This window comes from Myroides odoratimimus (assembly GCF_038039805.1).
In the GTDB taxonomy this organism is placed as follows: domain Bacteria; phylum Bacteroidota; class Bacteroidia; order Flavobacteriales; family Flavobacteriaceae; genus Flavobacterium; species Flavobacterium odoratimimum_B.
On record NZ_JBBPHK010000012.1, the window covers coordinates 1 to 21,854 of the forward strand.

Here is a 21,854-nt window from a genome sequence, read left to right on the forward strand (position 1 = left end):
GCACAACACTTTTAATGTTGGGGTCCTGGGTTCGAGCCCCAGTCGGGTCACTAAAATAAAAAATCTATTTCAAAAACGATATCGGACTCGATAGCTCAGTTGGTAGAGCACAACACTTTTAATGTTGGGGTCCTGGGTTCGAGCCCCAGTCGGGTCACTAAAGCTATTCTAATAAGAGTAGCTTTTTTTGTTTTTTGAATATTAATTTTATTTACCTTTAGTAAGGTGTAAGTAATAGTATTCGTTTAAGGCCATGTGGAGGAATTGGTAGACTCGCCATCTTGAGGGGGTGGTGTCGCAAGACGTATGGGTTCGAATCCCATCATGGTCACTTAAGAATAGAAGTGCTGTAGAGACCTTTTAAAAAAAAGCTACTTAATTCAATTAAGTAGCTTTTTTTTTACTGTTGATTTGTCTCATCACTATTCTCATCATTTTTCTTAGAAGGCCCCATTAGTAAAAATAAAGCCACAACTAGACCTACACAGACTAATCCAAAGATAATAATCATGAAGGTACCGTTGTTGAAGTTGTAAAGAGGTAGGTTTTGTAAAGTCATAATCTGTTTATTTTTGTTATTTTAACACTAAAGTATAGAATATTTTTAACATTTAAAATGATAATTGTCATCTTATTTATATGTGAGTTATTTGATGAGGTGAAAACGAGGTTATATCAAGGTTTGGAAGGATAACTCCTTGTGTACTAAAAATGTACGCTCTTTGTTAAATAATATATGATAAATTAAATTGAATGTTTATGGTCTAAAAATAGAAAATGTTTAAAAATGGTATCTCTTCGTGTAGTTGGAAAGCTTATTCAGATTAACCATTATTCTTAAAAAAAACAGTAGTAATGTAGTTTAATTAAAAAGTTTGTAATTTTTTTTAAAATGCTATTAATTCATTTACTGTATTTTACGTCTATCCCTTGATAAGTCTAGGAAAAAAGGTTAGTTTGTAATTTGTGAGGTATAAAAAAAGGACTACCTTTGCATAGCAATTGAGAAACAAACGGTTTATCAATGACTCGATAGCTCAGTTGGTAGAGCACAACACTTTTAATGTTGGGGTCCTGGGTTCGAGCCCCAGTCGGGTCACAAAAAAAAGCAGAGATTATAATCTCTGCTTTTTTTTGTCTTATATTCTTATATTACTTTATTTTGTTTAAGGAATCTCCGATAGGTAAATTCATTTTAGATGTTAAAGACGATATCTCATTTAATGAAAACTGTCCTGTTAAAATCATTACTATGTTCTCTTTACTATTTTCGTTGAAAAGAAGAAGGTTACTTATGTTGTTAGCAGAACCATTTTGATTTATATATATCGTGATATTACTACCATTATCTTTATTATTAGAGTATTCTTTTAAAGAAGCAGAAGAAACATGTTTCGATACTGCAGTTTTCATTTCTTCTTTTAAAGAAGCTGAAGTTGTATTAAATACTCTTAATGAAGTTAATTTCTTGATTAGATTTAAATATGCTTTTTCTTCTTGGCTAGTAGGTTCTACCTTTACGTTAGCCATCATCTCGAACATCTTTTGATTTACAACTACTGCATTTACTTGTTTGTTTTTTTCAAATACTTGAAATACATCTTGAGCAAAGGTGTTAATAGTACTAAATGTAAATAAAAAGATTAATATTGTTTTTACTATATGTTTCATGGTTGCTTTGTTTTGTTAGTAGGGATCCCTTTATTCAGATCATTAGAAAGTTGAATTAGTAATTTTTGACATTCTTTATAAGCCACTTCTGGATTAGTAAATGTTCCATACTCATTTTGTTTTAAAGTAGAATTAGTGTCAGTTTTGGCAGGGAAGTATATAAAAGCGATTATAGCTCCTAATACTAGTGTTCCAAAGAAAAGTAGGTTTTTAATAGATGTCTTTTTTTTCATTTATATTGAACTATATGTACAAACATAATATAAATGTAAATAAGTTTTTGAATAATTCCTAAGTAGTTTTAGAAAATCGTATTGGATTAACCTAATAACGAAGTAGTCATTTTATATTTTTAATGTTTAATAATGTTCTATTTTTGTACTTAAACCAATTATATAATTATGAGAGACAGGAAGATTTATTCTATGTTATTCTTAGTGGTTACTTTATTTGTATCTTGTAAAAAAGAGAGTAATACAGTAATAACTTCAGATGTTAAGTCTAGTACAATAGAATATGCAAAGGGATTTACTATAGAAAAGTATGACCAATATTCTGTGATAAATGTAAAACAAGCATGGGTAGGTGCTGATAAAAAATTTAAATATGTGTTATATAAGGAGGGAAGAGAGGTTATACCTGATTCATTAAAAACACTTCCTAGTCTTAAAGTACCTGTGCAGTCTATAGTTGTTACTTCTACTACCCATATACCTTCATTAGTTGTATTAGAAGAAGAAGAAACGTTGAGGGGGTTTCCTGGGCTAAATTATATATCTTCTCCTTCTATAAGAAAATTAATAACTGATAATCACATTAAAGAACTAGGCCAAAATGAACAATTAAATACAGAGATGTTGTTAGATTTAAATCCTTCAGTTATTGTTGCATTTGCAATGGATGGGTCTAATCAAGCTTTACAATTAATTGAAAAAAGTGGAATACCTGTATTGTATAATGGTGATTGGGTAGAACAGACGCCTTTAGGTAAAGCCGAATGGATTAAGTTATTTGGTGCTTTATATGATAAAGAAAAAGAAGCTGCTGTTTTTTTTGATAAAATAGTTGAAGATTATAAGGAAGCACAAGCTTTAGTAAAAGATGCTAAAAATATTCCTACTGTGATGAGCGGTGCTATGTATCAGGATGTGTGGTATACTCCTCAAGGACAAAGTTGGATGGCTATATATTTTAAGGATGCTAAGTCTGATTATTTATGGAAGGAAACGGAAGGTACAGGTAGCTTATCTTTGTCTTTAGAGGTGGTGTTAGATAAAGCTATAGATGCTTCTTTCTGGATTAACCCTGCTCAATACGAAAGTCTTCAACAATTAATAGAGGCGAATCCACATTATGCTAAGTTTAATGCTTTTAAAAATAAGAATGTATTTTCGTTCTCTCCGAGGAAAGGAGAGACAGGGGGAAGTCTATTCTATGAGTTAGGGCCAACTCGTCCTGATTTAGTATTGAAAGACTTGATTTATATTTTACATCCTGAGATTTCTATACCTAATTATCAACCTGTATTTTTTGAACAACTAAAGTAGCTATGAGTAAAAAAATAGGTGTCATAGGTTTAATAGTAGTCTTGTTAACTCTGTTTATTCTGAACATATCCATAGGTAGTATACATATTCCATTTAATAAAGTGGTAAGTGTATTATTTGGAGAGGAAGAGGTAAAAGAGACATGGCGATATATTATTCTTAATTATAGATTACCTAAAGCGATTGTAGCTGTGTTAGTAGGAATAGCTCTTTCTATAAGTGGATTACTTATGCAAACGCTGTTTCGAAACCCTATGGCAGAAAGTTATGTGCTAGGAATTAGTTCTGGAGCAAGTTTAGGTGTAGCTATATTGATCTTAGGTGTGTCTTTTTTGCCAACAACTATTGTTTCCATTTTTACTTCTACTTATGGTATTGCCCTAGTATCTATTTTAGGAAGTTTAGGATTGCTGTTTTTGGTATTATTAGTTTCTAATTCTGTCCGAAATACAGTTACAGTTCTTATTGTCGGCCTTATGTTTGGAAGCTTTGCTAATGCGATAGTAGGTATATTGACTTATTTTAGTTCTGCAGAGCAGTTAAAGCGTTTCGCTTTTTGGTCATTGGGAAGTTTAGGTAATTTGAGTTGGGAAAGCATTACACTTTTTGCTATTGTTGTTGGAATAGGAGTATTAGGGAGTATGTTACTTATTAGAGCTTTAGATGCTATGCTACTAGGCGATAATTATGCTTCTTCTATGGGAATTAATGTTAAGAAGGCGCGTAATATAATTATTTTGGTCACTAGTCTTCTGGCAGGGATTTCAACTGCATTAGTTGGACCTATTGCTTTTATAGGATTAGCAGTGCCACATATAGCAAGGCTTATATTGAAAGTGAGTGGACATCGTTATTTACTTATTAGTACAGCATTACTAGGAGGAATTTTGATGTTGATATGTGATATGTTGACTCAAATAAGAGGAGAGCAATTTTTGTTACCTATTAATGCTGTCACTTCTATATTTGGGGCACCTATTGTAATATGGCTTATTTTAAGGAAAAAAGTTCATTAAGAGCTCGTTTGAGTGTATAATAGAAAAAAATATTAAAAATTAAAAGCATCCATAGTTTTGCTTTATCTTTGCGAGTTGTAAACAATAATTATGAAGTTCGATTTATTACATACAGACGTAAATTCTCGTGCACGTGCTGGGAAGATTACGCTTGATCATGGTGTTATTGAGACACCTATTTTTATGCCAGTTGGAACTGTAGCTTCAGTAAAAGGAGTTCACCAACGTGAATTATCAGAAGAGATTAATCCTGACATTATCTTAGGTAATACTTATCATCTTTATTTAAGACCTAAAATGGAGATTCTTAAGCAAGCAGGTGGGTTACATAAGTTTATGAATTGGGATCGTAATATCTTAACAGATAGTGGAGGATTCCAAGTATATTCACTATCATCTAATAGAAAGATTAAAGAAGAAGGAGTTAAGTTCAAGTCTCATATAGATGGATCTTATCACTTCTTTTCACCAGAGAGTGTAATGGAGATTCAACGTACTATTGGAGCTGATATTATTATGGCATTTGATGAGTGTACTCCTTATCCATGTGATTATAGATATGCTAAGAGATCTATGCATCGTACACATCGATGGTTAGATAGATGTGTAGACCATTTAGCTAAAGTACCAGAAATGTATGGATATTCTCAAACTTTATTTCCAATTGTACAAGGAAGTACTTTTAAAGATTTACGTGAGCAGTCTGCAGAGTATATAGCTAATATTGGTGCTGATGGTAATGCTATTGGAGGATTGTCAGTAGGTGAACCAGCAGAAGAAATGTATGCAATGACAGAGTTGGTAACGAATATTCTACCACAAGATAAACCTCGTTATTTAATGGGGGTGGGTACTCCAATTAATATCTTAGAGAATATTGCTTTAGGTGTAGATATGTTTGACTGTGTAATGCCTACGCGTAATGCTCGTAATGGTATGTTATTCACAGCTCATGGATCTATGAATATGAAGAATAAGAAATGGGAAGATGATTTTTCTCCTATTGATGAGAATGGATATACATGGGTAGATACAGCTTATTCAAAAGCTTATTTACGTCACTTGTTTGCGGCTAATGAATCATTAGGTAAACAAATTGCAACTATACATAACTTAGGATTCTATTTATGGTTAGTACGTGAAGCGCGTCGTCAGATTTTAGCTGGTACTTTTACAGAGTGGAAAAATAAGATGGTGAAACAAATGGATAACCGTTTATAGTTTAATCAAAAAGATAAAGAAGCATCAAATTATACTTATATGAAAATATTAGATTGGTATATACTCAAAAGATACTTAGTAACGTTCTTTGTGTTATTATTGCTTTTTGTGCCTATAGGAATCATAATTGATGTTTCTGAAAAAATAAACAAGATATTAGCAAATAAGGTACCTTTACCAGCGGTATTAATGTACTATCTGGACTTTACAATCTATTTTGCTAATATGTTGTTTCCTATATTGTTATTCATTTCTATTATCTGGTTTACTTCTAAGTTAGCTAATAATACAGAGATTGTAGCAATACTTAGTTCGGGAATTTCCTTTACTCGTTTTTTACGCCCTTATATTATCGGCGCTACTTTCATTTCTATTTTCGCTTTAGTAATGTCTGTTTTTATTGTACCTAAAGCTAGTCAAGGGTATAATGATTTTCGTTATAAATATATGAAGAGTGCTGAGGTACGGGAGAGTCAAAATGTATATCGACAAATTAGTCCTACTGAGTTTATTTATGTAAGTAATTTTAACTATAATAGCAAGACCGGTTATAACTTTTCATTAGAAGTATTTGATGGAAATAAGATGATTTCAAAAACGACAGCTAATCGTATTGTATGGAATCCTGATACAGAAACGTATACTTTATTTGCTTACTTTAATAGGGAGATAGGAGAAACCGAAGATCGTTTTGAAAGAGCTGAAGAGAAGGAAATGAAGCTTGATTTTGATATAGATGATCTTACTCCTGTAGTGTATGCGGCAGAAACGATGCAACTTGGACCTCTAAAGCGTTTTATAGAAAAAGAACAAATGAGGGGTTCTTCTAATATCAATGTTTATTTAGTTGTTTTGTATAAAAAGTACAGTGTACCTGTATCGGCATTTATTTTAACCATTATTGCTGTATCTGTTTCTTCAATGAAGAGGAGAGGAGGAATGGGGATGAACTTAGCCATAGGGATTGCTTTAGCTTTTATTTATGTATTCTTTGATAAGATATTCGGTACATTGGCAGAAGCATCTAGTATTCCACCTTTAGTGGCAGTATGGTTGCCTAATGTTGTTTTTGGTATTCTAGCAATATTTTTACTTCGAAATGCTCGCAGATAATATAAAAAGTCAAATATATCTCCATTTAATTGTTTTTATATGGGGATTCACAGCTATTCTAGGACAATTAATATCTCTAGAAGCTCTACCATTAGTATGGTACCGCATTTTAATAGCAGTGATTACTTTGTTAGTGTTTTATGCATTCACAAAACAAACTATAAAAGCCCCTAAACACCGTATTATACAATTTCTAGGAGCTGGAGTGGTTATCGCTCTACATTGGCTAACTTTCTTTTTAGCCATAAAGGTGTCTAATATTTCGATTACATTAGCTTGTTTATCCACTGGAGCATTTTTTGCTTCTATTTTAGAACCATTAATTTTAAAGAGAAGGGTAGTAAGCTATGAAGTCTTTTTTGGCTTTATAGTAATATGTGCTTTGACTTTAATATTTAGTGTAAGTGGAGAGTATGTAGAGGGGATATTGTTAGGGCTAATCGCAGCCTGTTTGTCAGCTTTGTTTTCTATTATTAATAGTAAACTAATTGTGCATACAGCAGCTCCAGTTATTACATTTTATGAAATGTTGGGTGGGCTTATAGTCCTTTCTGTAGTATTATTGATTACGGGAGGTTTTACTATAGATTTTTTTGAGGTTAGTCTAAATGATTGGATGTGGCTTTTACTTTTAGGTACAGTATGTACTGCATTTGCTTTTTTAGGCTCTGTATATATAATGCGCTATTTAACGCCTTTTACTGTGATGCTGACGATTAACTTAGAGCCAGTTTATGGTATTTTATTAGCTGTGGCTATCTTTAAAGATAGCGAAAAAATGACGTTAGAGTTTTATATAGGAGCCTTGTTGATTTTGAGTACAGTAGTACTAAATGGTATTGTTAAAAATAGAAAAAAGAGAAAACTTAGTACTAGATAGCTTATCTATCCGAGTATTGTTTTATCTTTGTCATTCGTAATTGAAACTAAAACTTAATCATAAATGGAATATTTAGATTTTGAACTTCCAATTAAAGAGCTTGAAGAACAGCTGAATAAATGTGCTTTGATCGGTGAAGAATCCGATGTTGATGTATCAGCAACTTGTAAGCAAATTGAGAAGAAATTAGAAGAAACTAAGAAGAATATATACAAAAACTTGACTGCTTGGCAGAGAGTTCAATTGTCTAGACACCCTAATAGACCTTATACATTAGATTATATTAAGGCTTTATGTGGAGATACTTTTCTAGAGCTTTTTGGTGATAGAAATGTAAAAGACGACAAAGCAATGGTAGGTGGTCTTGGTAAGATTGGTGATCAAAGTTTTATGTTCGTTGGCCAACAAAAGGGGTATAATACTAAGACTAGACAGTATAGAAACTTCGGTATGGCTAATCCAGAAGGATATAGAAAGGCTTTACGTTTAATGCAAATGGCAGAGAAGTTTAATATTCCTATTGTTACTTTGATCGATACTCCAGGTGCATATCCTGGTTTAGAAGCAGAAGAACGAGGACAAGGTGAAGCTATTGCTCGTAATATCTATGAAATGTTCCGTATTAAAGTACCTATTATTTGTATTATTGTAGGTGAAGGAGCTTCAGGAGGAGCCTTAGGTATTGGTGTTGGTGATAAAGTAACAATGTTAGAAAATACTTGGTATTCTGTAATTTCACCTGAATCATGTTCTTCTATTTTATGGAGAAGTTGGGAATATAAAGAAAGAGCGGCAGATGCTCTTAAGTTGACTTCTTATGATATGAAGAAGAACAAATTAGTAGATGATATCATTCCAGAACCACTGGGAGGAGCACATACTAACAGAGAAGAAACTTTCGCTACTGTTAAGAAGTATATTGTAGATACATATAGTAGTTTAGCTAAGTTATCAACAGATAAGTTAATAGAAAAACGCATGGAGAAATATTTCGAAATGGGTGAGTATAAAGACTAGTTCTGACTATATAGTAATATTAAAATCCGAGAGTCTTTCTCGGATTTTTTTTTCACTAATTATTAGTTATCTTATTAACAAGCTAATTGTATAAATTAGAATTGAGTTATCATCAAAAAGAATTAATTTCGCATTATGGAACAAGCAAAAGAATTTAGACCAAAGCAATCTTTTTCTAGAGAAGTCGTGTCTTTAGAGAAAGGAAAACTTCCACCACAGGCTATTGATTTAGAAGAGGCTGTGTTGGGAGCCATGATGATTGATAAGAAAGGTATTGATGAGGTTATTGATATATTACAACCTGATGCTTTCTATAAAGATGCTCACAAACATATTTTTGAAGCAATCGATCAATTATTCGTGAGTAATCAACCGATAGATTTATTAACTGTATCTACGCAATTGCGTAAAAATGGTAAATTAGATCAAGTGGGAGGTGATTACTATTTGGTTAGTCTTACACAAAAGATTACTTCTTCTGCACATATTGAATTCCATTCACGTATTATTTTACAGAAATTCATTCAACGTAGTTTGATTCGTATTTCGAATGAAATAATTGAAGATGCTTATGATGAGACAAGTGATGTATTTGACTTATTAGATAAAGCTGAATCTAGATTATATGAGGTAACTCAAGGAAATATAAAGAAAAGTTCGGAGACAGCTCAGTCTTTAGTGGCACAAGCAAAGAAGAGAATTGAGGAAATCAGTACTAAAGAAGGACTAAGTGGATTAGCAACAGGTTTCCATAAGCTAGATGAACTTACTTCAGGATGGCAACCAAGTGACTTGATTATTATAGCAGCTCGTCCAGGTATGGGAAAAACAGCTTTTGTATTATCGATGGCTAGAAATATCGCTATTGAGACTGGTGCAGGTGTTGCAGTTTTCTCATTGGAGATGTCTTCTGTACAGTTGATTACACGTCTTATTTCTTCTGAGACAGGATTGTCTTCGGAGAAATTGCGTACTGGTAAATTAGAAACACACGAGTGGGAACAACTAAACGTAAAAGTAAAAGACTTAGAGCGCGCTCCTCTATATATAGATGATACTCCGTCTTTATCTATTTTTGACTTACGTGCTAAAGCTCGTCGTTTAGCTTCTCAACACGGAATAAAATTAATTATTATTGATTACTTGCAGTTGATGACAGCTGGAGGGAATTCTAAGGGGGGAGGAAACCGTGAGCAAGAGATTTCTACTATCTCAAGAACGCTTAAGGCATTAGCAAAAGAGTTAGATGTACCTGTTATTGCTTTATCACAGTTATCTCGTGCTGTGGAGACACGTGGTGCTTCTAAAAGGCCTTTATTATCCGATTTAAGGGAGTCTGGAGCGATTGAGCAAGATGCGGATATTGTATCGTTTATCTATCGTCCAGAGTACTATAAGATTGAAGAATGGGATGATGAGGAAAGAAGTCCTACAGCTGGACAAGCAGAATTTATTGTTGCAAAACATAGAAATGGTGGACTAGATAACATTCGCTTAAAATTCTTAGGACAATTCGGTAAATTTGATAATTTAGATGATGATGTTATTGGATTTGGTAATACATTCTCTTCAGCAATGAATGATCAAGAGGGAGGAGACTATAGACAGAATTTTGTTGGGAATTTACCATCTGGTGATTCTGTATTTGGTTCTGCTCCTAATCAAGGTGGTTACCAAGGAGGCTATCAGAATGATGATGATGTTCCTTTTTAACTATATATACAAAAAAACGCCTACTTTATAAAGTAGGCGTTTTTTTGTATATAAGAAGTCTTATTGTTGAACTTGTGTAACAGGATTTACTGTAATAACCTTAGGTCTATAAAGCTTATTAGCATAGTCCCAATTTAAATGCTTAAAACACATTTCTAAATAGGCTGTAATATCTTCTTCATAAGTAGGATAATAGGCATGTTCCCATAAATCTATTCCTAAAAGAGGACTTCCTTTGGCTACTTCAGGCATCATAGGAGATTCGTTATTTACAGTTGTGACAACTTGTAGTGTTCCATTTACCTGTACTAACCATAACCAACCTGAACCAATTAAAGCATTTCCTTGAGCTATAAATTCTTTCTTAAACTCTGCCATAGAACCAAAAGATTCTGTTATAGCATTTTTAAGACTCTCATTAGGAGCTTTTTCTTCTAAGGGAGATATAGAGCGCCAATAGATATTATGATTGTAATATGCTCCTGAAAGATTTTTGAGCTTAGGATAATTGTTGTCAATCTTGGAAACTAGTCCTGATATACTATCTCTTTCAAATTGAGTACCGTGTACTGATGTATTTAATTTATTCGTATAGCTAAGGTGGTATTTATCATAATGTATATAAACACTTTCTGGCTTTAGTATATCAACATAATCACTAAAACTATAACCAATACCTTGCATTTCAAAAGGGCCTTGTTTAGTTTTTATAGTATTAGGATCTGGAAAGTTAGAACTTTTAGTAATAAAAGACTCTCTTTCTGGAATCTGTACTTCTGTTAGTTCTTCCTTATTATTACAAGATGTAAGTAGGAGACTGTTCAGAGCGATTATGATGATTAAAGTTACCTTAAGCTTTTTCATTACTTAATATTTCTTTTGCTAGTTTGATATATTCTAACTTAGCTTCTTCTATTGTTAAATGACTTACTTGTGTCCAAGCATTAAATTTAAAAGCACGTTTAAGATCACTAGACATATCTTCGAAATCTTGGTGGCTCAGTCCATTTGTAGCTTGTTTGTAGAAAGCATAGATACGCAACATGACATCAGGAGGAAGGTTCTTAGCCTCTCTTGAAATTCGCTCGTATGCTTCTGTAAAATCTAAATCTAAATTGCTCATTATTTACTTGTGCGCAATAACAGTTTTATTACCAATTGCTTTTTGATTTAATACCACATCAACTTTTGTGCCTAATGGTAAATATAGGTCTACTCTTGAACCGAATTTAATAAATCCAGCATCAGTACCTTGTACTACTTGCATACCTGGTTTAGCATAGTTAACGATACGTTTAGCTAATGCTCCAGCAATCTGTCTGTACATAACTTCTCCAAAAACTGGATTCTCAACTACCACTGTAGTACGTTCGTTTTCTTCACTAGCTTTTGGATGCCATGCTACTAGGTATTTACCTGCATGATATTGACTATATTTGATAAGCCCACTTAGTGCGTAGCGTGTTACGTGTACGTTGATAGGGGACATAAATACAGATACCATTAATCTTTTGTCTTTAAAGTATTCTGGTTCATATACCTCTTCTATAACAACAACTTTACCATCTACTGGTGCTAAGATTTTATTATCATCAGCTGTTACAGTTCTGTCAGGGTTTCTAAAGAATTGTAATATTAGAAGTAAAAAGATTAATACTATAGATTGCAGGACTACTCTTAGCCATGGAATACTAGCGCATAACACATCAGCTAAAACTACTAATACAGCAGCTATTACTAATGAAAAGAAAATGATTTTAGTTCCTTCTTTGTGAAACATAGTTATAAAATTTGATATATTAAATACAAAAATGGTGCTACAAATATAACACTATCTAATCGATCTAGAATTCCACCATGCCCAGGCATGATAGAACCGCTGTCCTTTACGCCAGCCTCCCTTTTGAAATGAGATTCTACTAAATCTCCAATCGTTCCAAAAATGCTGACAAAAATAGCACTACTTATCCAAATTACAATATTAAAAAAGTCAAAATATTGACTTAAGATCGTTCCTGCAATAATTGTAAACAACATTCCTCCTAGAAAACCTTCTATTGTTTTCTTAGGTGATATTCTTTCGAATAACTTATTTTTACCAAATTTCTTTCCTGTGATATAAGCAAAAGTATCATTAGTCCAAATCATTATTAAAATACCAATAATTATTTGTGGTACATATATTGGTTGATTACCATCTTTGACAAATGGCAAATATTGAAGTGTAACAAATGATGATATTACATAACCTAAGAATATAATCATTTTGATAGGAAATGATCTATTAGGTTTTTTTGTAGTAAATAATTCAGCTAGTAATGCAAGCAGTACTACTGCTGAGAATATTGCTATCGCATTAATAGGTAATATATCTCTATTCCATGCTAGACATGCAGAGGCCATAAGAGAGATAATCATAGCTAATGATTTTGGTAGCTTGATTAGTTTTGCAAATTCATAGGATGCAATGAACATAAATGCTCCGAAAAGAATTTCAAAGCTAGTAGGTGAGTACAATGTTGCTCCAATCAAAAGCGCAATGTATACAACGCCTGATATTGCTCGAGTAACAGTTTCTGACATATTATAGATCTTCTAAAAGTAATAAATACAAATTCTTGGGAGTTCTACCATAACTTAAAAAATCGCTTTCATTGGTAGACTGTTTGAAGCAATTAAATGTTGTAATGTTACTAGGTAGCGCACTACCATATTTTCTTTTGATTTCTCTTAAGCCATCACTTTTTGTTCTAGTCATTTGACTAGTCTTAGCTAGGACTACAATATTATCTGGTAAATCATGAGCTTTATTATTCTTAATTTGTTTATCACAAAAAAGAATAGAACCATCTTCAGCTATTAAGTTTTCACACCCAGAGAAAAAGAAAGTAGGGTTCTTTACTTCGCCATATTTTATATTGTTCTCTTGTAGCATAGAGTACAGAGGACTTTCATACGTTTGGGCTTCTGTTTCAAACCAATCATTCTCTACGAGAATATTGATAAAAGATTCATTTAATTCATCTAATGTTTCGCAGTATAAGAACTTGCCTCCATTCTCTTTAAAGTTTAAAGTAAAAAGTTCATCCACAGGAAGTTTTTCTTCAGGTAAGTATTGACTTTTATGCACAGCAGGGTTTTCCTCTACTGGGTCAGAAGGTTGAAATACTTTTAATAACTTCTTGAAAAAACTCATATTAAAATAAACTCCGATGAAATAAATTGATTAAGTATTCAAAGATAAAAAAAATCTTAACTTAAAGTTGCCTTTAGGTTAAGATTTTTAATGTTTATAGAGGTTGAGTCTCTATTATTCTATGTTATCTTCAGTTTTTGTTTCAGTAGTTAGATTTACTTCTACTGCTCCTTCTTTATCAAAAGGCCTTGGACCAAAGATGTTTTCTAAATCTTGTTTGAAAATTACTTCTTTTTCACAAAGCAAATCTGCTAGTTGTACTAGCTTATCTCTGTTTTCTGACAAGATAGAAATAGCTCTTTCGTATTGACCTTCTATTAGAGTAGATATCTCTTGGTCTATTACACGAGCAGTTTCTTCTGAATATGGTTTAGCGAAGCTGTATTCACTTTGTCCAGACGAATCATAATAAGTGATATTACCTAATTTTTCGTTCAGACCGTAGATTGTAACCATAGCTTTAGCTTGTTTAGTTACTTTCTCTAAGTCGCTTAATGCTCCAGTAGATATCTTGTCGAAGATAATCTTTTCAGCAGCACGTCCTCCCATAGTAGCACACATTTCGTCTAACATTTGTTCTGTTCTCACGATTTGTCTTTCTGTAGGTAGATACCATGCAGCTCCTAAGCTCTGTCCTCTCGGAACGATGGTTACTTTCACTAGTGGAGAAGCGTGCTCACACATCCAGCTTACTGTAGCGTGACCTGCCTCATGTATAGCGATAGCATATTTCTCTTCAGGAGAGATGATTTTGTTTTTCTTCTCTAGACCTCCGATGATTCTATCTACAGCGTCTAAGAAGTCTTGCATATCTACTTCTTTTTTATCTTTACGAGCAGCTGTTAATGCAGCTTCGTTACATACGTTAGCAATATCTGCTCCAGAGAAACCTGGTGTTTGTTTAGATAAGAAGTCGATATCTAAGTTGTCAACTTTTTTAATATTGCGCAAGTGTACTTTAAAGATAGCTTCACGCTCTTTAACGTCTGGTAAGTCTACATAGATCTGTCTGTCAAAACGTCCAGCTCTAAGTAGTGCTTTATCTAAAATCTCAGCGCGGTTAGTAGCTGCTAATACGATAACGTTAGTATTAGAACCAAAACCATCCATCTCTGTTAGTAATTGGTTTAATGTGTTTTCTCTTTCGTCGTTAGATCCAGAGAAGTTACTCTTACCACGAGCGCGTCCTACAGCATCGATCTCATCAATAAAGATAATGGCTGGAGATTTCTCTTTAGCTTGTTTAAATAAGTCTCTTACACGAGAAGCACCTACTCCTACGAACATCTCTACGAAATCAGATCCCGAAAGAGAGAAGAATGGAACTTGCGCCTCACCAGCAACAGCTTTTGCTAATAAAGTCTTACCTGTACCAGGAGGTCCTACTAATAGTGCTCCTTTAGGTATCTTACCTCCGATAGAAGTATATTTTTCAGGGTTCTTTAAGAATTCAACGATTTCAACGATTTCTTCTTTCGCACCCTCTAATCCAGCTACATCTTTAAAGCTAACTTTAATGTCGTTTTTCTCGTCAAATAATTTTGCTTTAGATTTTCCGATAGAGAAGATTTGACCTCCGCCACCAGCTCCTCCGCCACCAGTCATTCTTCTCATCATGAATAACCAGAATCCGATGATGATGATGATAGGTAAGAAGCTAATTAGGATATCTCCCCAGTTACTTTCAGGTTCAGATTTATATTCTTTAATTTTTCCTTCAGTAGTAGCTTTGTCTAGTTTTTCTTGAAACAATTTAGAATCTCCAATGTCAGTTAAGAATTGAGGTCCTGCATTTTCTCTTCCAAGTATATTGTTTTTGTTTAGATCTTCAAACTCTTTGCTCTTTTGAGCTTCTGGTGTTAAATAAACTTTAGCTACAGAACGGCTAAAGTCAATTCTTTCTACATATCCTTTATCTACATATTCATATAGCTTAGAAAGCCCCAATTGTCTTGAGTTTCCAAAGCTGCTCCCATTAGTAAGGAAATTTATCACCAAGATAATCACCAAGATACTACCATATAATACCCATGGATTAAATCTTGATTTATTTTGGTTAGGTTTCATATTTTCCGACATGAAATTTTGGTTTAGTGGTTAATACTGGCTGTCAATAGTAGTGATTTTAGCGTCTCCCCATAAGCTTTCAATGTTGTAAAATTCACGAATGTGTTTTTGGAACACGTGTACAACAACGTTTACATAGTCCATTAAAATCCATTCTGCATTATCTTCACCTTCTACGTGCCAAGGTTTATCACGTAATTCTTTAGAGACTAATTTTTGTACAGAACCTGAAATGGCATTAACTTGAGTGTTAGAGTTACCATCAGCTATGATAAAGTAATCGCAAGGAGTGTTGTCTATTTCTCTTAAATCGATTATTGTAATGTTTTCACCTTTAACTGATTCTATCCCTTTTACAATGTTTGCAATCAATTCGTCGTTATTAATATTTTTGTCTGCCATTTATTTTTTGTCTTATTTTATTCTAGTTTAAATGTAATGTTTGCTAATTTTGGATTCAAATATAATGAAATCGATCAGATTAGTCTATAATTATTTTACATGAATATTATCAAACTCGATGCCATAGGGTCAACGAATACTTATTTGAAGGAAATATTAACGCATTCCAATCTTGAAAACTTTACTGTTGTTGTAACTGAAAATCAATTTCAGGGAAAAGGACAAAGAGGTAGTGTATGGACAGGAGAAGTAGGTACTAGCCTTACATTTAGTGTGTTAGTGAAGGATCTGTTAGAGACTCCTGAGCATGTTTTTGATTTAAATGTTCTTGTTGTATTAAGCGTTTATTCAGGGATTAAAAAGTTATATAATCTGCCATTTAGCATAAAATGGCCAAACGACATATTGTCATATAATAAGAAGATAGGTGGCATTTTGATTGAAAATATTATCAAAGCTTCAGGAGAAACACTGTCAGTAGTAGGAATAGGTATAAATGCTAACCAAGAAAACTTCGATCAATTACCTCAAGCGACCTCTTTATTCAAATTATGCGGTAAAAAAGTGAATAAAGATGAAATAATGCATGCTATATTGGCTTCACTGAAAGAGTACTGTCAGAAGTATGTCACTTTAGGTAGCTCATTTATATGGGAAGAGTATCATCGTAACTTATATCGTATTAATATTCCTAGTGTTTTTGAACTACCTAGCGGTGTTCGCTTTATGGGGATTATACTAGGAGTGACAAAAAATGGATTACTACGAGTGAAAAAAGAAGATGATAGTATAGCACTATTTGATATCAAACAAGTAAAGTTATTATACTAATCAATAAAGAGTAGGCAGTGCTCCTGCTTCGTGTCAGTACTGTCAGAAAGTATATGACCACTCTCTATATGGCTACAAAGTAGTAAGAACTAGCTAAACTGTATGGATAGGCAATATCTCAGGACTAGTTGTTTGTATATTACTTTATGGCTCTTATGTTTGTGTCTTGTTTTAAACTTATACGGGAAGTGTATTTAGTGATAGTCTGATAAGTAGGTGATGACTGCGTTATATTCTACATTTTAACGGAGTGAGTACTGACTCATAGCGGACTTACTACGGACTCATTTGCTACTAGATAGTAACATGAGTGAACTAAAATAGGAAGGAAACAAACAAGAAAGAGAATAATGAAACCATTATTCTCTTTATCTATATTTATTCTTGTTTTTTGAATTTTAATGAGATGGAGTTCATACAGTATCTCATACCTGTAGTCTCGGCAGGCCCGTCTGGGAAGATATGCCCTAGATGCCCATCACAGTTAGAACAAGTCACTTCAACTCTCTTCATTCCATGTGACAGATCTTCTATATAGTTAACAGAACCTTCTATCGCTTTATCAAATGAAGGCCAACCACAATGTGCATCAAATTTAGTATCGGAGTTAAATAATAGCTGTCCACATCCTGCACAGTGATACGTTCCTTGTTCGTTAAAGTCGTTGTATTCTCCAGTGAATGGACGTTCTGTTCCTTTCTCTCTTAGTACATAGTACTCAGCAGGAGTTAAGGCTTGTTGCCATTCTTGCTCGGTTGTTGTTTTATCTTTTTTCATTTTTGGTATCTTTTGATAGTTTGCATCTTTACAGGCTAATATACTTAGAATGATACAACTGAATACAACTGTTTTCATTGTTTTATTGCTCTATGAAAGATTTGATGCGTTCTATGACTTTCTTATCTCCTAAGATCTTGCGGTGACCTAGACCAGAAGTAATCATAAGTTCTGCATTTTTACTGTGTTTTTTGATCGCGTAAGCAGCACTTACATTTACGTCTAGATCATCTTCGTCATGCATAATTAGAAGAGGAATGTCAATCTCCTCTGCTGCTAGATGCACAGTGTAGCTCTCCATAGTTTGATTAAACTGAGTTTCGAATCGCTCTTGAATCTTTTTAGCGATAATAGGTTTTAGTTCTATTTGTTTAACGAAATCATCTATTACATCCTTTACTACATCTCCACTTCCTAATATGACTGCTTTTTTAGCTTTTAGACCACCTCTAAGAGCATTCATAGTAGTCATTCCTCCTAGTGAGTGACCGATAACGAGTTCGAATGGACCGAACTGCTTTTCTACTTCGAATGCAGAAGCGATAAACTCAGTCATATTAGTCTTCGTCTTAGGAGACTTACCATGACCAGGTGCATCGAAACTTACGACGTCATATCCAGCTCTCATTAGCATATTAGCGATAGTTACTAGCTGTGTACCTCTACCATTCCATCCGTGTATCAAAAGAGCTTTTTTATCAGCAGCTTTATTGGTTCCGTATTGATATACAACGATGTCTTTGCGCAGTGCAGGTACAGTTATTTTTGTGACAACACTTTTATCAAACATCTCCTTCTCTCTTTTTGGTGGTTTAAATTTAAGAGGAGTGATGAATAAGTTCTGAGCAAATCTAGTCGCTAGGTTATTTGAAAATAATTGTAATGTTTTTCCTATTACTATTATGCTTTTTGGTATTTCAAGCGATTGTTTTGGTTTTTGACTTTGCATTATAATAATGTTCTAAGGAGGTAAAATTACAAAATAAAAGAATCTAAAAGAATTATTATAAAAGTAAAAGTTTTTGAATTATGCGAATTCCTATTAATTTTGAAAATAAAAAATAATGAAAAAAATCGTATTCTCTATCGGAACTATTTTGTTGTTAACTGCTTGTGCAACAAATCCTTTTACAGGAAAAAAAACTATGGCGTTTACTTCTAATGCTGAGTTGTTTCCAATGTCTTTTTCACAATATGATACTTTCTTAAAGGAACATAAGGTGATAAAAGGGACAAAAGATGCACAACGCGTAGCTGACGTTGGTGTAAAAATTAAGAAAGCAGCAGAAGTTTGGTTGACAGCTAATGGGTATGGAAGTTATCTTAATGATTATAAATGGGAGTATAACTTAGTAGATGATAAGGAAGTGAATGCGTGGTGTATGCCAGGAGGTAAGATAGTGTTCTATACCGGTATTTTGCCTTATTGCCAGACAGATGCTGGGATAGCTGTAGTGATGGGGCATGAGGTAGCTCACGCGTTAGCTAATCACGGACAACAACGCATGAGTGCTGGAATGCTACAGCAGGCTGGAGCTGTGGCAATAGATGCTGCTACTGCTAAATCTAGTGCTACTACAAAGCAGTTAAGCGCTGGGCTATACGGGTATGGTAGTAATGTGGCAGGAATGTTGCCATTCAGTAGATCACATGAGACAGAGGCTGATAAGATAGGATTGACACTAATGGCTATCGCGGGGTATAATCCTGAGGAAGCAGTTAGTTTCTGGAGTAGAATGGCTGCTAGAGATGGCAGTGGAGGTGGGAGCTCATGGATGAGTACTCACCCTAGTAATGAAGAGCGTATAGCTAATTTGAAGAAATTAATTCCTGAAGCAAAAGCTGAAGCAGCAAAATTTGGTGTATCTTTCGGAAGATAAAAATAGAGTAAGCTACCTTCTGGTAGCTTATTTTTTTAAATAGAATAGACTATGAAAAGTTTTGTAAAAGGGGATAAAAAACTTTTAAATGCATGGGCGTTTTATGATTGGGCCAACTCAGTATATGCCTTAGTTATTTCGTCATCTATCTTTCCGTTGTATTATGGATCTCTATTTAGAGAGTTAAATATTGATAGTTTTGATTTTTGGGGAACCTCTATTAAGAGTGAATCAATTATCAGTTATATCACTGCGATAGGATTCTTAATAGTATGTATACTGTCGCCTATATTATCAGGAGTAGCAGATTATTTAGGGAATAAGAAGTTTTTTATGAAACTGTTCTGTGGTATAGGGTCTATATCGTGTATGCTTCTTTATTTTTTTAGTTTAGATTATATGTTGTTGAGCTTATTGATCTATATGTTTGGGTTAATAGGTTTTTGGGGAAGCTTAGTATTTTATAATTCATACCTTCCAGATATCGCTTTTACAGAGCAGCAGGATAGAATAAGCGCAAAGGGATATGCGCTAGGGTATATAGGCAGTGTTATACTACTTCTGTTAAACTTATTGTTAGTGATGAAGTATGACACCTTTGGCTTTACTACTGCAATGACAGCTATGCGCTTCTCATTTATACTTGTAGGTCTGTGGTGGATAGGATTTAGCCTTTATACTTTTAAGTATTTACCTGATTTTAAAAATGAGAAGAAAATTACCCGATCTTTATTCTTTAAAGGCTTTAGAGAGTTAAAAAAAGTATGGGGAGAGCTAAAAGAATATGTTGCTCTGAAGAGATATTTAGTTGCTTTCTTTGTCTATAGTATGGCAGTACAGACAGTGATGGTAATCGCAGCCTACTTTGGAGAAAAAGAAATCGCATGGGAAAATGATACTCAGCGTACGACAGGCTTAATATTAAGTATACTGATGATTCAGTTAGTAGCTGTAGCGGGAGCCTATTTGACTTCTCTATTGTCAAAAAAAATTGGCAATATTTATACGTTATGTGTATTAAATGCGTTATGGATTATAATATGTCTATATGCATATACTATAATCACGCCTAATGAGTTCTATGTGGCAGCTAGTTTTGTGGGATTAGTAATGGGAGGGATACAATCATTATCTCGATCTACATATTCTAAACTATTGCCGGAGACTACTGATACGACTTCCTTCTTTAGCTTTTATGATGTGACAGAGAAGCTAGGTATTGTGCTAGGGATGTCTATGTATGGGCTGGTAAGTGATATCACTGGTAAGATGCAGAATGCTATATTGTTTTTGATCCTGTTTTTTGCTGTAGGTTTTGTTCTGTTATTAAGAATACCTAATAAAAAGTAGAATTAGTATTAAAAAAGAAATAAGATTGTATTTTTGTTATTGAAATATTTTTAAAAATTGATTACTTTACGAATAGTAAGTTATAATATGAAAAAGACATTTAGAATATTAGCAATTAGTTTATTTTCTATCACCGCTATGACTGTAGCTTCATGTGATAATGAATCGTATGATACTATCATAGAAGGGGAGCAGGGAGTAGGTAAGCCGATTATGACTATTCATAATCAAGGAGAGACTATCCTTATGCGTGAAGGAATAGTGGCTGAGTTAGATAAAAACGGACGTTTAGAAATAAAAGTGAAGTTAGCAGGAAGTGAGAATTTTGAAAATGATGAGTTGATACTTAGAACTTTAAAGTTTCAGTCAGGTAACTTTCCTACAAATGTGAATGAGAGTAATTACTATTCGTGGGAGAATAAGCTACTGTATACAACGAAGGATACATTGCGTCCTAATATCGTGACAGGGATTATGTCTATCGGTAATATTAATAGAAAAGCAAGAGTAGTATCAGGTGATTTTGACATTAAGCGTATGATGCCTAGTAATCAAAATAACCCAGACTTAAAGTCATTTCCTATAAGTGGAAGCTTTGTAGATATTCCTTTTGTTAGAAAAGAAGCTACATATTTAGAAGCATTTGCAGATAATGAGCCTTTTACTAATCCTGAGGAATCTGTAGAAGTAAAGGGCGGAAGAGCGTATGTGTCTAGTATAGATGGAGTAGAGAAGACACAGAAGATAGTGTTGGATTTTCCTTATAATGAAGATATAGTAGTATCGAATGATCCTAAAGAGTTTAAGAAACTAGGATGGTTTAATGTAGAGTACACTTCTCCTTATGGAGTTAAGTACACTTCTAAGGATGTGGGTGAGAACGAAGGTTTCTTGCGTTTTGATTATGCACAGCGAGATGAAAAGGATCCAAATAAGTTTTTATTAAAAGGTAGATTTGAAGCTAATTTAGTAGGAGTGGAAGAAGAGGATCAAGATAAAAAAGTAAAAATCACTTATGGGGATTTTTCTGTTATAATTATTTCTTCTCCAAGTAAATAATATTTTGTATTTTAACATAAAAGACAAAAAATCCTTGCCATAATAGTAAGGATTTTTTTATGGCATAAAGATTGAAATATTATATAGGTAGAACAATTAAAAATTAATTTTTTT

23 protein-coding genes and 3 tRNA genes are annotated in these 21,854 nt (G+C 33.5%); 14 read left to right on the plus strand and 12 right to left on the minus strand.

Annotation, left to right across the window (positions count from 1 at the left end; translation table 11 throughout):
- Positions 1–84 precede the first annotated feature (84 nt).
- Together AABL85_RS10210 and AABL85_RS10215 are read left to right on the plus strand one after the other, a co-directional pair.
- Positions 85–157: transfer RNA gene (locus AABL85_RS10210), tRNA-Lys, on the plus strand.
- A 92-nt stretch (positions 158–249) separates the two neighbouring features.
- Positions 250–331, plus strand: a tRNA-Leu gene (locus tag AABL85_RS10215).
- Between the two features lie 69 nt (positions 332–400).
- On the opposite strand, the gene AABL85_RS10220 is transcribed toward AABL85_RS10215, so the two are convergent.
- Complete coding sequence (locus tag AABL85_RS10220; RefSeq protein WP_006258775.1) at positions 401–559, minus strand: hypothetical protein; 159 nt, start codon at positions 557–559, stop codon at positions 401–403.
- Positions 560–1,026: 467 nt separating this feature from the next.
- On the opposite strand from AABL85_RS10220, the gene AABL85_RS10225 reads away from it, so the two are divergent.
- Positions 1,027–1,099 (plus strand) — tRNA-Lys (locus AABL85_RS10225).
- Positions 1,100–1,152: 53 nt separating this feature from the next.
- Here AABL85_RS10225 and AABL85_RS10230 read toward each other — a convergent pair.
- Both AABL85_RS10230 and AABL85_RS10235 read right to left on the minus strand, forming a co-directional pair.
- Positions 1,153–1,671: a DUF4252 domain-containing protein gene (locus AABL85_RS10230; RefSeq protein WP_341310022.1), complete on the minus strand. Its 519-nt coding sequence runs from the start codon at positions 1,669–1,671 to the stop codon at positions 1,153–1,155.
- Entirely contained in the window at positions 1,668–1,904 is a 237-nt protein-coding gene (locus tag AABL85_RS10235; RefSeq protein ID WP_341310023.1) for a hypothetical protein, read from the minus strand. Before AABL85_RS10235 ends, AABL85_RS10230 begins: the two co-directional genes overlap by 4 nt.
- Before the next feature lie 168 nt (positions 1,905–2,072).
- Here AABL85_RS10235 and AABL85_RS10240 point away from each other — a divergent pair, with 168 nt between their 5' ends.
- From AABL85_RS10240 to dnaB, 7 genes are all read left to right on the plus strand, one after another.
- Entirely contained in the window at positions 2,073–3,218 is a 1,146-nt protein-coding gene (locus tag AABL85_RS10240; protein ID WP_341310024.1) for an ABC transporter substrate-binding protein, read from the plus strand.
- Positions 3,219–3,220: 2 nt separating this feature from the next.
- Complete coding sequence (locus AABL85_RS10245; protein WP_286436960.1) at positions 3,221–4,234, plus strand: iron ABC transporter permease; 1,014 nt, start codon at positions 3,221–3,223, stop codon at positions 4,232–4,234.
- A 90-nt stretch (positions 4,235–4,324) separates the two neighbouring features.
- Positions 4,325–5,455 (plus strand): tRNA guanosine(34) transglycosylase Tgt, encoded by a 1,131-nt coding sequence (gene tgt, locus AABL85_RS10250; protein ID WP_286414391.1) that lies wholly within the window; start codon positions 4,325–4,327, stop codon positions 5,453–5,455.
- A 39-nt stretch (positions 5,456–5,494) separates the two neighbouring features.
- Positions 5,495–6,568, plus strand: a complete 1,074-nt coding sequence (locus AABL85_RS10255) for an LptF/LptG family permease (protein ID WP_286414392.1) — start codon at positions 5,495–5,497, stop codon at positions 6,566–6,568.
- Entirely contained in the window at positions 6,555–7,448 is an 894-nt protein-coding gene (locus AABL85_RS10260; RefSeq protein WP_341310025.1) for a DMT family transporter, read from the plus strand. Before AABL85_RS10255 ends, AABL85_RS10260 begins: the two co-directional genes overlap by 14 nt.
- A gap of 63 nt (positions 7,449–7,511) precedes the next feature.
- The gene (locus AABL85_RS10265; RefSeq protein ID WP_006258766.1) at positions 7,512–8,465 is read left to right on the plus strand and encodes an acetyl-CoA carboxylase carboxyltransferase subunit alpha; all 954 of its coding nucleotides are present in this window, start codon (positions 7,512–7,514) and stop codon (positions 8,463–8,465) included.
- 135 nt (positions 8,466–8,600) lie between these two features.
- Entirely contained in the window at positions 8,601–10,178 is a 1,578-nt protein-coding gene (dnaB, locus tag AABL85_RS10270; RefSeq protein ID WP_286414396.1) for a replicative DNA helicase, read from the plus strand.
- 60 nt (positions 10,179–10,238) lie between these two features.
- Here dnaB and AABL85_RS10275 read toward each other — a convergent pair whose 3' ends face one another.
- The 7 genes from AABL85_RS10275 to rsfS form a co-directional block, all read right to left on the minus strand.
- Positions 10,239–11,042, minus strand: coding sequence for a superoxide dismutase (locus tag AABL85_RS10275; RefSeq protein ID WP_286414398.1), 804 nt, complete (start codon positions 11,040–11,042; stop codon positions 10,239–10,241).
- Entirely contained in the window at positions 11,029–11,301 is a 273-nt protein-coding gene (locus AABL85_RS10280; protein ID WP_286414400.1) for an acyl-CoA-binding protein, read from the minus strand. Before AABL85_RS10280 ends, AABL85_RS10275 begins: the two co-directional genes overlap by 14 nt.
- A 3-nt stretch (positions 11,302–11,304) precedes the next feature.
- Entirely contained in the window at positions 11,305–11,958 is a 654-nt protein-coding gene (locus AABL85_RS10285) for a phosphatidylserine decarboxylase family protein (protein WP_286414403.1), read from the minus strand.
- A 2-nt stretch (positions 11,959–11,960) separates the two neighbouring features.
- Positions 11,961–12,761 (minus strand): phosphatidate cytidylyltransferase, encoded by an 801-nt coding sequence (locus AABL85_RS10290; RefSeq protein ID WP_286414404.1) that lies wholly within the window; start codon positions 12,759–12,761, stop codon positions 11,961–11,963.
- Position 12,762: 1 nt separating this feature from the next.
- Positions 12,763–13,374 (minus strand): LUD domain-containing protein, encoded by a 612-nt coding sequence (locus AABL85_RS10295; RefSeq protein WP_286414407.1) that lies wholly within the window; start codon positions 13,372–13,374, stop codon positions 12,763–12,765.
- 114 nt (positions 13,375–13,488) lie between these two features.
- Positions 13,489–15,453: an ATP-dependent zinc metalloprotease FtsH gene (gene ftsH / locus AABL85_RS10300; RefSeq protein ID WP_286414409.1), complete on the minus strand. Its 1,965-nt coding sequence runs from the start codon at positions 15,451–15,453 to the stop codon at positions 13,489–13,491.
- Between the two features lie 18 nt (positions 15,454–15,471).
- Positions 15,472–15,843, minus strand: a complete 372-nt coding sequence (rsfS, locus tag AABL85_RS10305; protein WP_006258757.1) for a ribosome silencing factor — start codon at positions 15,841–15,843, stop codon at positions 15,472–15,474.
- 99 nt (positions 15,844–15,942) lie between these two features.
- On the opposite strand from rsfS, the gene AABL85_RS10310 reads away from it, so the two are divergent.
- Positions 15,943–16,674, plus strand: coding sequence for a biotin--[acetyl-CoA-carboxylase] ligase (locus AABL85_RS10310; protein WP_341310026.1), 732 nt, complete (start codon positions 15,943–15,945; stop codon positions 16,672–16,674).
- A gap of 378 nt (positions 16,675–17,052) precedes the next feature.
- Here AABL85_RS10310 and msrB read toward each other — a convergent pair whose 3' ends face one another.
- Both msrB and AABL85_RS10320 read right to left on the minus strand, forming a co-directional pair.
- The gene (gene msrB / locus AABL85_RS10315; protein WP_286414412.1) at positions 17,053–17,529 is read right to left on the minus strand and encodes a peptide-methionine (R)-S-oxide reductase MsrB; all 477 of its coding nucleotides are present in this window, start codon (positions 17,527–17,529) and stop codon (positions 17,053–17,055) included.
- Between the two features lie 4 nt (positions 17,530–17,533).
- Positions 17,534–18,400: an alpha/beta hydrolase gene (locus tag AABL85_RS10320; protein WP_341310027.1), complete on the minus strand. Its 867-nt coding sequence runs from the start codon at positions 18,398–18,400 to the stop codon at positions 17,534–17,536.
- A gap of 115 nt (positions 18,401–18,515) precedes the next feature.
- Between AABL85_RS10320 and AABL85_RS10325 the strand changes: the two genes are divergently transcribed.
- The 3 genes from AABL85_RS10325 to AABL85_RS10335 all read left to right on the plus strand — a co-directional run bounded on the left by AABL85_RS10325 (position 18,516) and on the right by AABL85_RS10335 (position 21,740).
- Positions 18,516–19,331: a M48 family metallopeptidase gene (locus AABL85_RS10325; RefSeq protein ID WP_286414416.1), complete on the plus strand. Its 816-nt coding sequence runs from the start codon at positions 18,516–18,518 to the stop codon at positions 19,329–19,331.
- A gap of 51 nt (positions 19,332–19,382) precedes the next feature.
- The gene (locus tag AABL85_RS10330) at positions 19,383–20,681 is read left to right on the plus strand and encodes an MFS transporter (RefSeq protein WP_341310028.1); all 1,299 of its coding nucleotides are present in this window, start codon (positions 19,383–19,385) and stop codon (positions 20,679–20,681) included.
- 87 nt (positions 20,682–20,768) lie between these two features.
- Positions 20,769–21,740, plus strand: a complete 972-nt coding sequence (locus AABL85_RS10335) for a hypothetical protein (protein ID WP_341310029.1) — start codon at positions 20,769–20,771, stop codon at positions 21,738–21,740.
- Positions 21,741–21,854: the final 114 nt, after the last annotated feature.

What these genes read in the sequence shown, in the direction of transcription:
- AABL85_RS10290 (WP_286414404.1), bottom strand. Translation starts at nt 12,761, where the DNA reads ATGTCAGAAACTGTTACTCGAGCAATATCAGGCGTTGTATACATTGCG.
- AABL85_RS10280 (WP_286414400.1), bottom strand. Translation starts at nt 11,301, where the DNA reads ATGAGCAATTTAGATTTAGATTTTACAGAAGCATACGAGCGAATTTCA.
- AABL85_RS10220 (WP_006258775.1), bottom strand. Translation starts at nt 559, where the DNA reads ATGACTTTACAAAACCTACCTCTTTACAACTTCAACAACGGTACCTTC.
- AABL85_RS10245 (WP_286436960.1), top strand. Translation starts at nt 3,221, where the DNA reads ATGAGTAAAAAAATAGGTGTCATAGGTTTAATAGTAGTCTTGTTAACT.
- rsfS (WP_006258757.1), bottom strand. Translation starts at nt 15,843, where the DNA reads ATGGCAGACAAAAATATTAATAACGACGAATTGATTGCAAACATTGTA.
- msrB (WP_286414412.1), bottom strand. Translation starts at nt 17,529, where the DNA reads ATGAAAACAGTTGTATTCAGTTGTATCATTCTAAGTATATTAGCCTGT.
- AABL85_RS10295 (WP_286414407.1), bottom strand. Translation starts at nt 13,374, where the DNA reads ATGAGTTTTTTCAAGAAGTTATTAAAAGTATTTCAACCTTCTGACCCA.
- AABL85_RS10235 (WP_341310023.1), bottom strand. Translation starts at nt 1,904, where the DNA reads ATGAAAAAAAAGACATCTATTAAAAACCTACTTTTCTTTGGAACACTA.
- tgt (WP_286414391.1), top strand. Translation starts at nt 4,325, where the DNA reads ATGAAGTTCGATTTATTACATACAGACGTAAATTCTCGTGCACGTGCT.
- AABL85_RS10330 (WP_341310028.1), top strand. Translation starts at nt 19,383, where the DNA reads ATGAAAAGTTTTGTAAAAGGGGATAAAAAACTTTTAAATGCATGGGCG.
- dnaB (WP_286414396.1), top strand. Translation starts at nt 8,601, where the DNA reads ATGGAACAAGCAAAAGAATTTAGACCAAAGCAATCTTTTTCTAGAGAA.
- AABL85_RS10335 (WP_341310029.1), top strand. Translation starts at nt 20,769, where the DNA reads ATGAAAAAGACATTTAGAATATTAGCAATTAGTTTATTTTCTATCACC.
- AABL85_RS10320 (WP_341310027.1), bottom strand. Translation starts at nt 18,400, where the DNA reads ATGCAAAGTCAAAAACCAAAACAATCGCTTGAAATACCAAAAAGCATA.
- AABL85_RS10255 (WP_286414392.1), top strand. Translation starts at nt 5,495, where the DNA reads ATGAAAATATTAGATTGGTATATACTCAAAAGATACTTAGTAACGTTC.
- AABL85_RS10230 (WP_341310022.1), bottom strand. Translation starts at nt 1,671, where the DNA reads ATGAAACATATAGTAAAAACAATATTAATCTTTTTATTTACATTTAGT.
- AABL85_RS10325 (WP_286414416.1), top strand. Translation starts at nt 18,516, where the DNA reads ATGAAAAAAATCGTATTCTCTATCGGAACTATTTTGTTGTTAACTGCT.
- ftsH (WP_286414409.1), bottom strand. Translation starts at nt 15,453, where the DNA reads ATGTCGGAAAATATGAAACCTAACCAAAATAAATCAAGATTTAATCCA.
- AABL85_RS10275 (WP_286414398.1), bottom strand. Translation starts at nt 11,042, where the DNA reads ATGAAAAAGCTTAAGGTAACTTTAATCATCATAATCGCTCTGAACAGT.
- AABL85_RS10260 (WP_341310025.1), top strand. Translation starts at nt 6,555, where the DNA reads ATGCTCGCAGATAATATAAAAAGTCAAATATATCTCCATTTAATTGTT.
- AABL85_RS10240 (WP_341310024.1), top strand. Translation starts at nt 2,073, where the DNA reads ATGAGAGACAGGAAGATTTATTCTATGTTATTCTTAGTGGTTACTTTA.
- AABL85_RS10310 (WP_341310026.1), top strand. Translation starts at nt 15,943, where the DNA reads ATGAATATTATCAAACTCGATGCCATAGGGTCAACGAATACTTATTTG.
- AABL85_RS10265 (WP_006258766.1), top strand. Translation starts at nt 7,512, where the DNA reads ATGGAATATTTAGATTTTGAACTTCCAATTAAAGAGCTTGAAGAACAG.
- AABL85_RS10285 (WP_286414403.1), bottom strand. Translation starts at nt 11,958, where the DNA reads ATGTTTCACAAAGAAGGAACTAAAATCATTTTCTTTTCATTAGTAATA.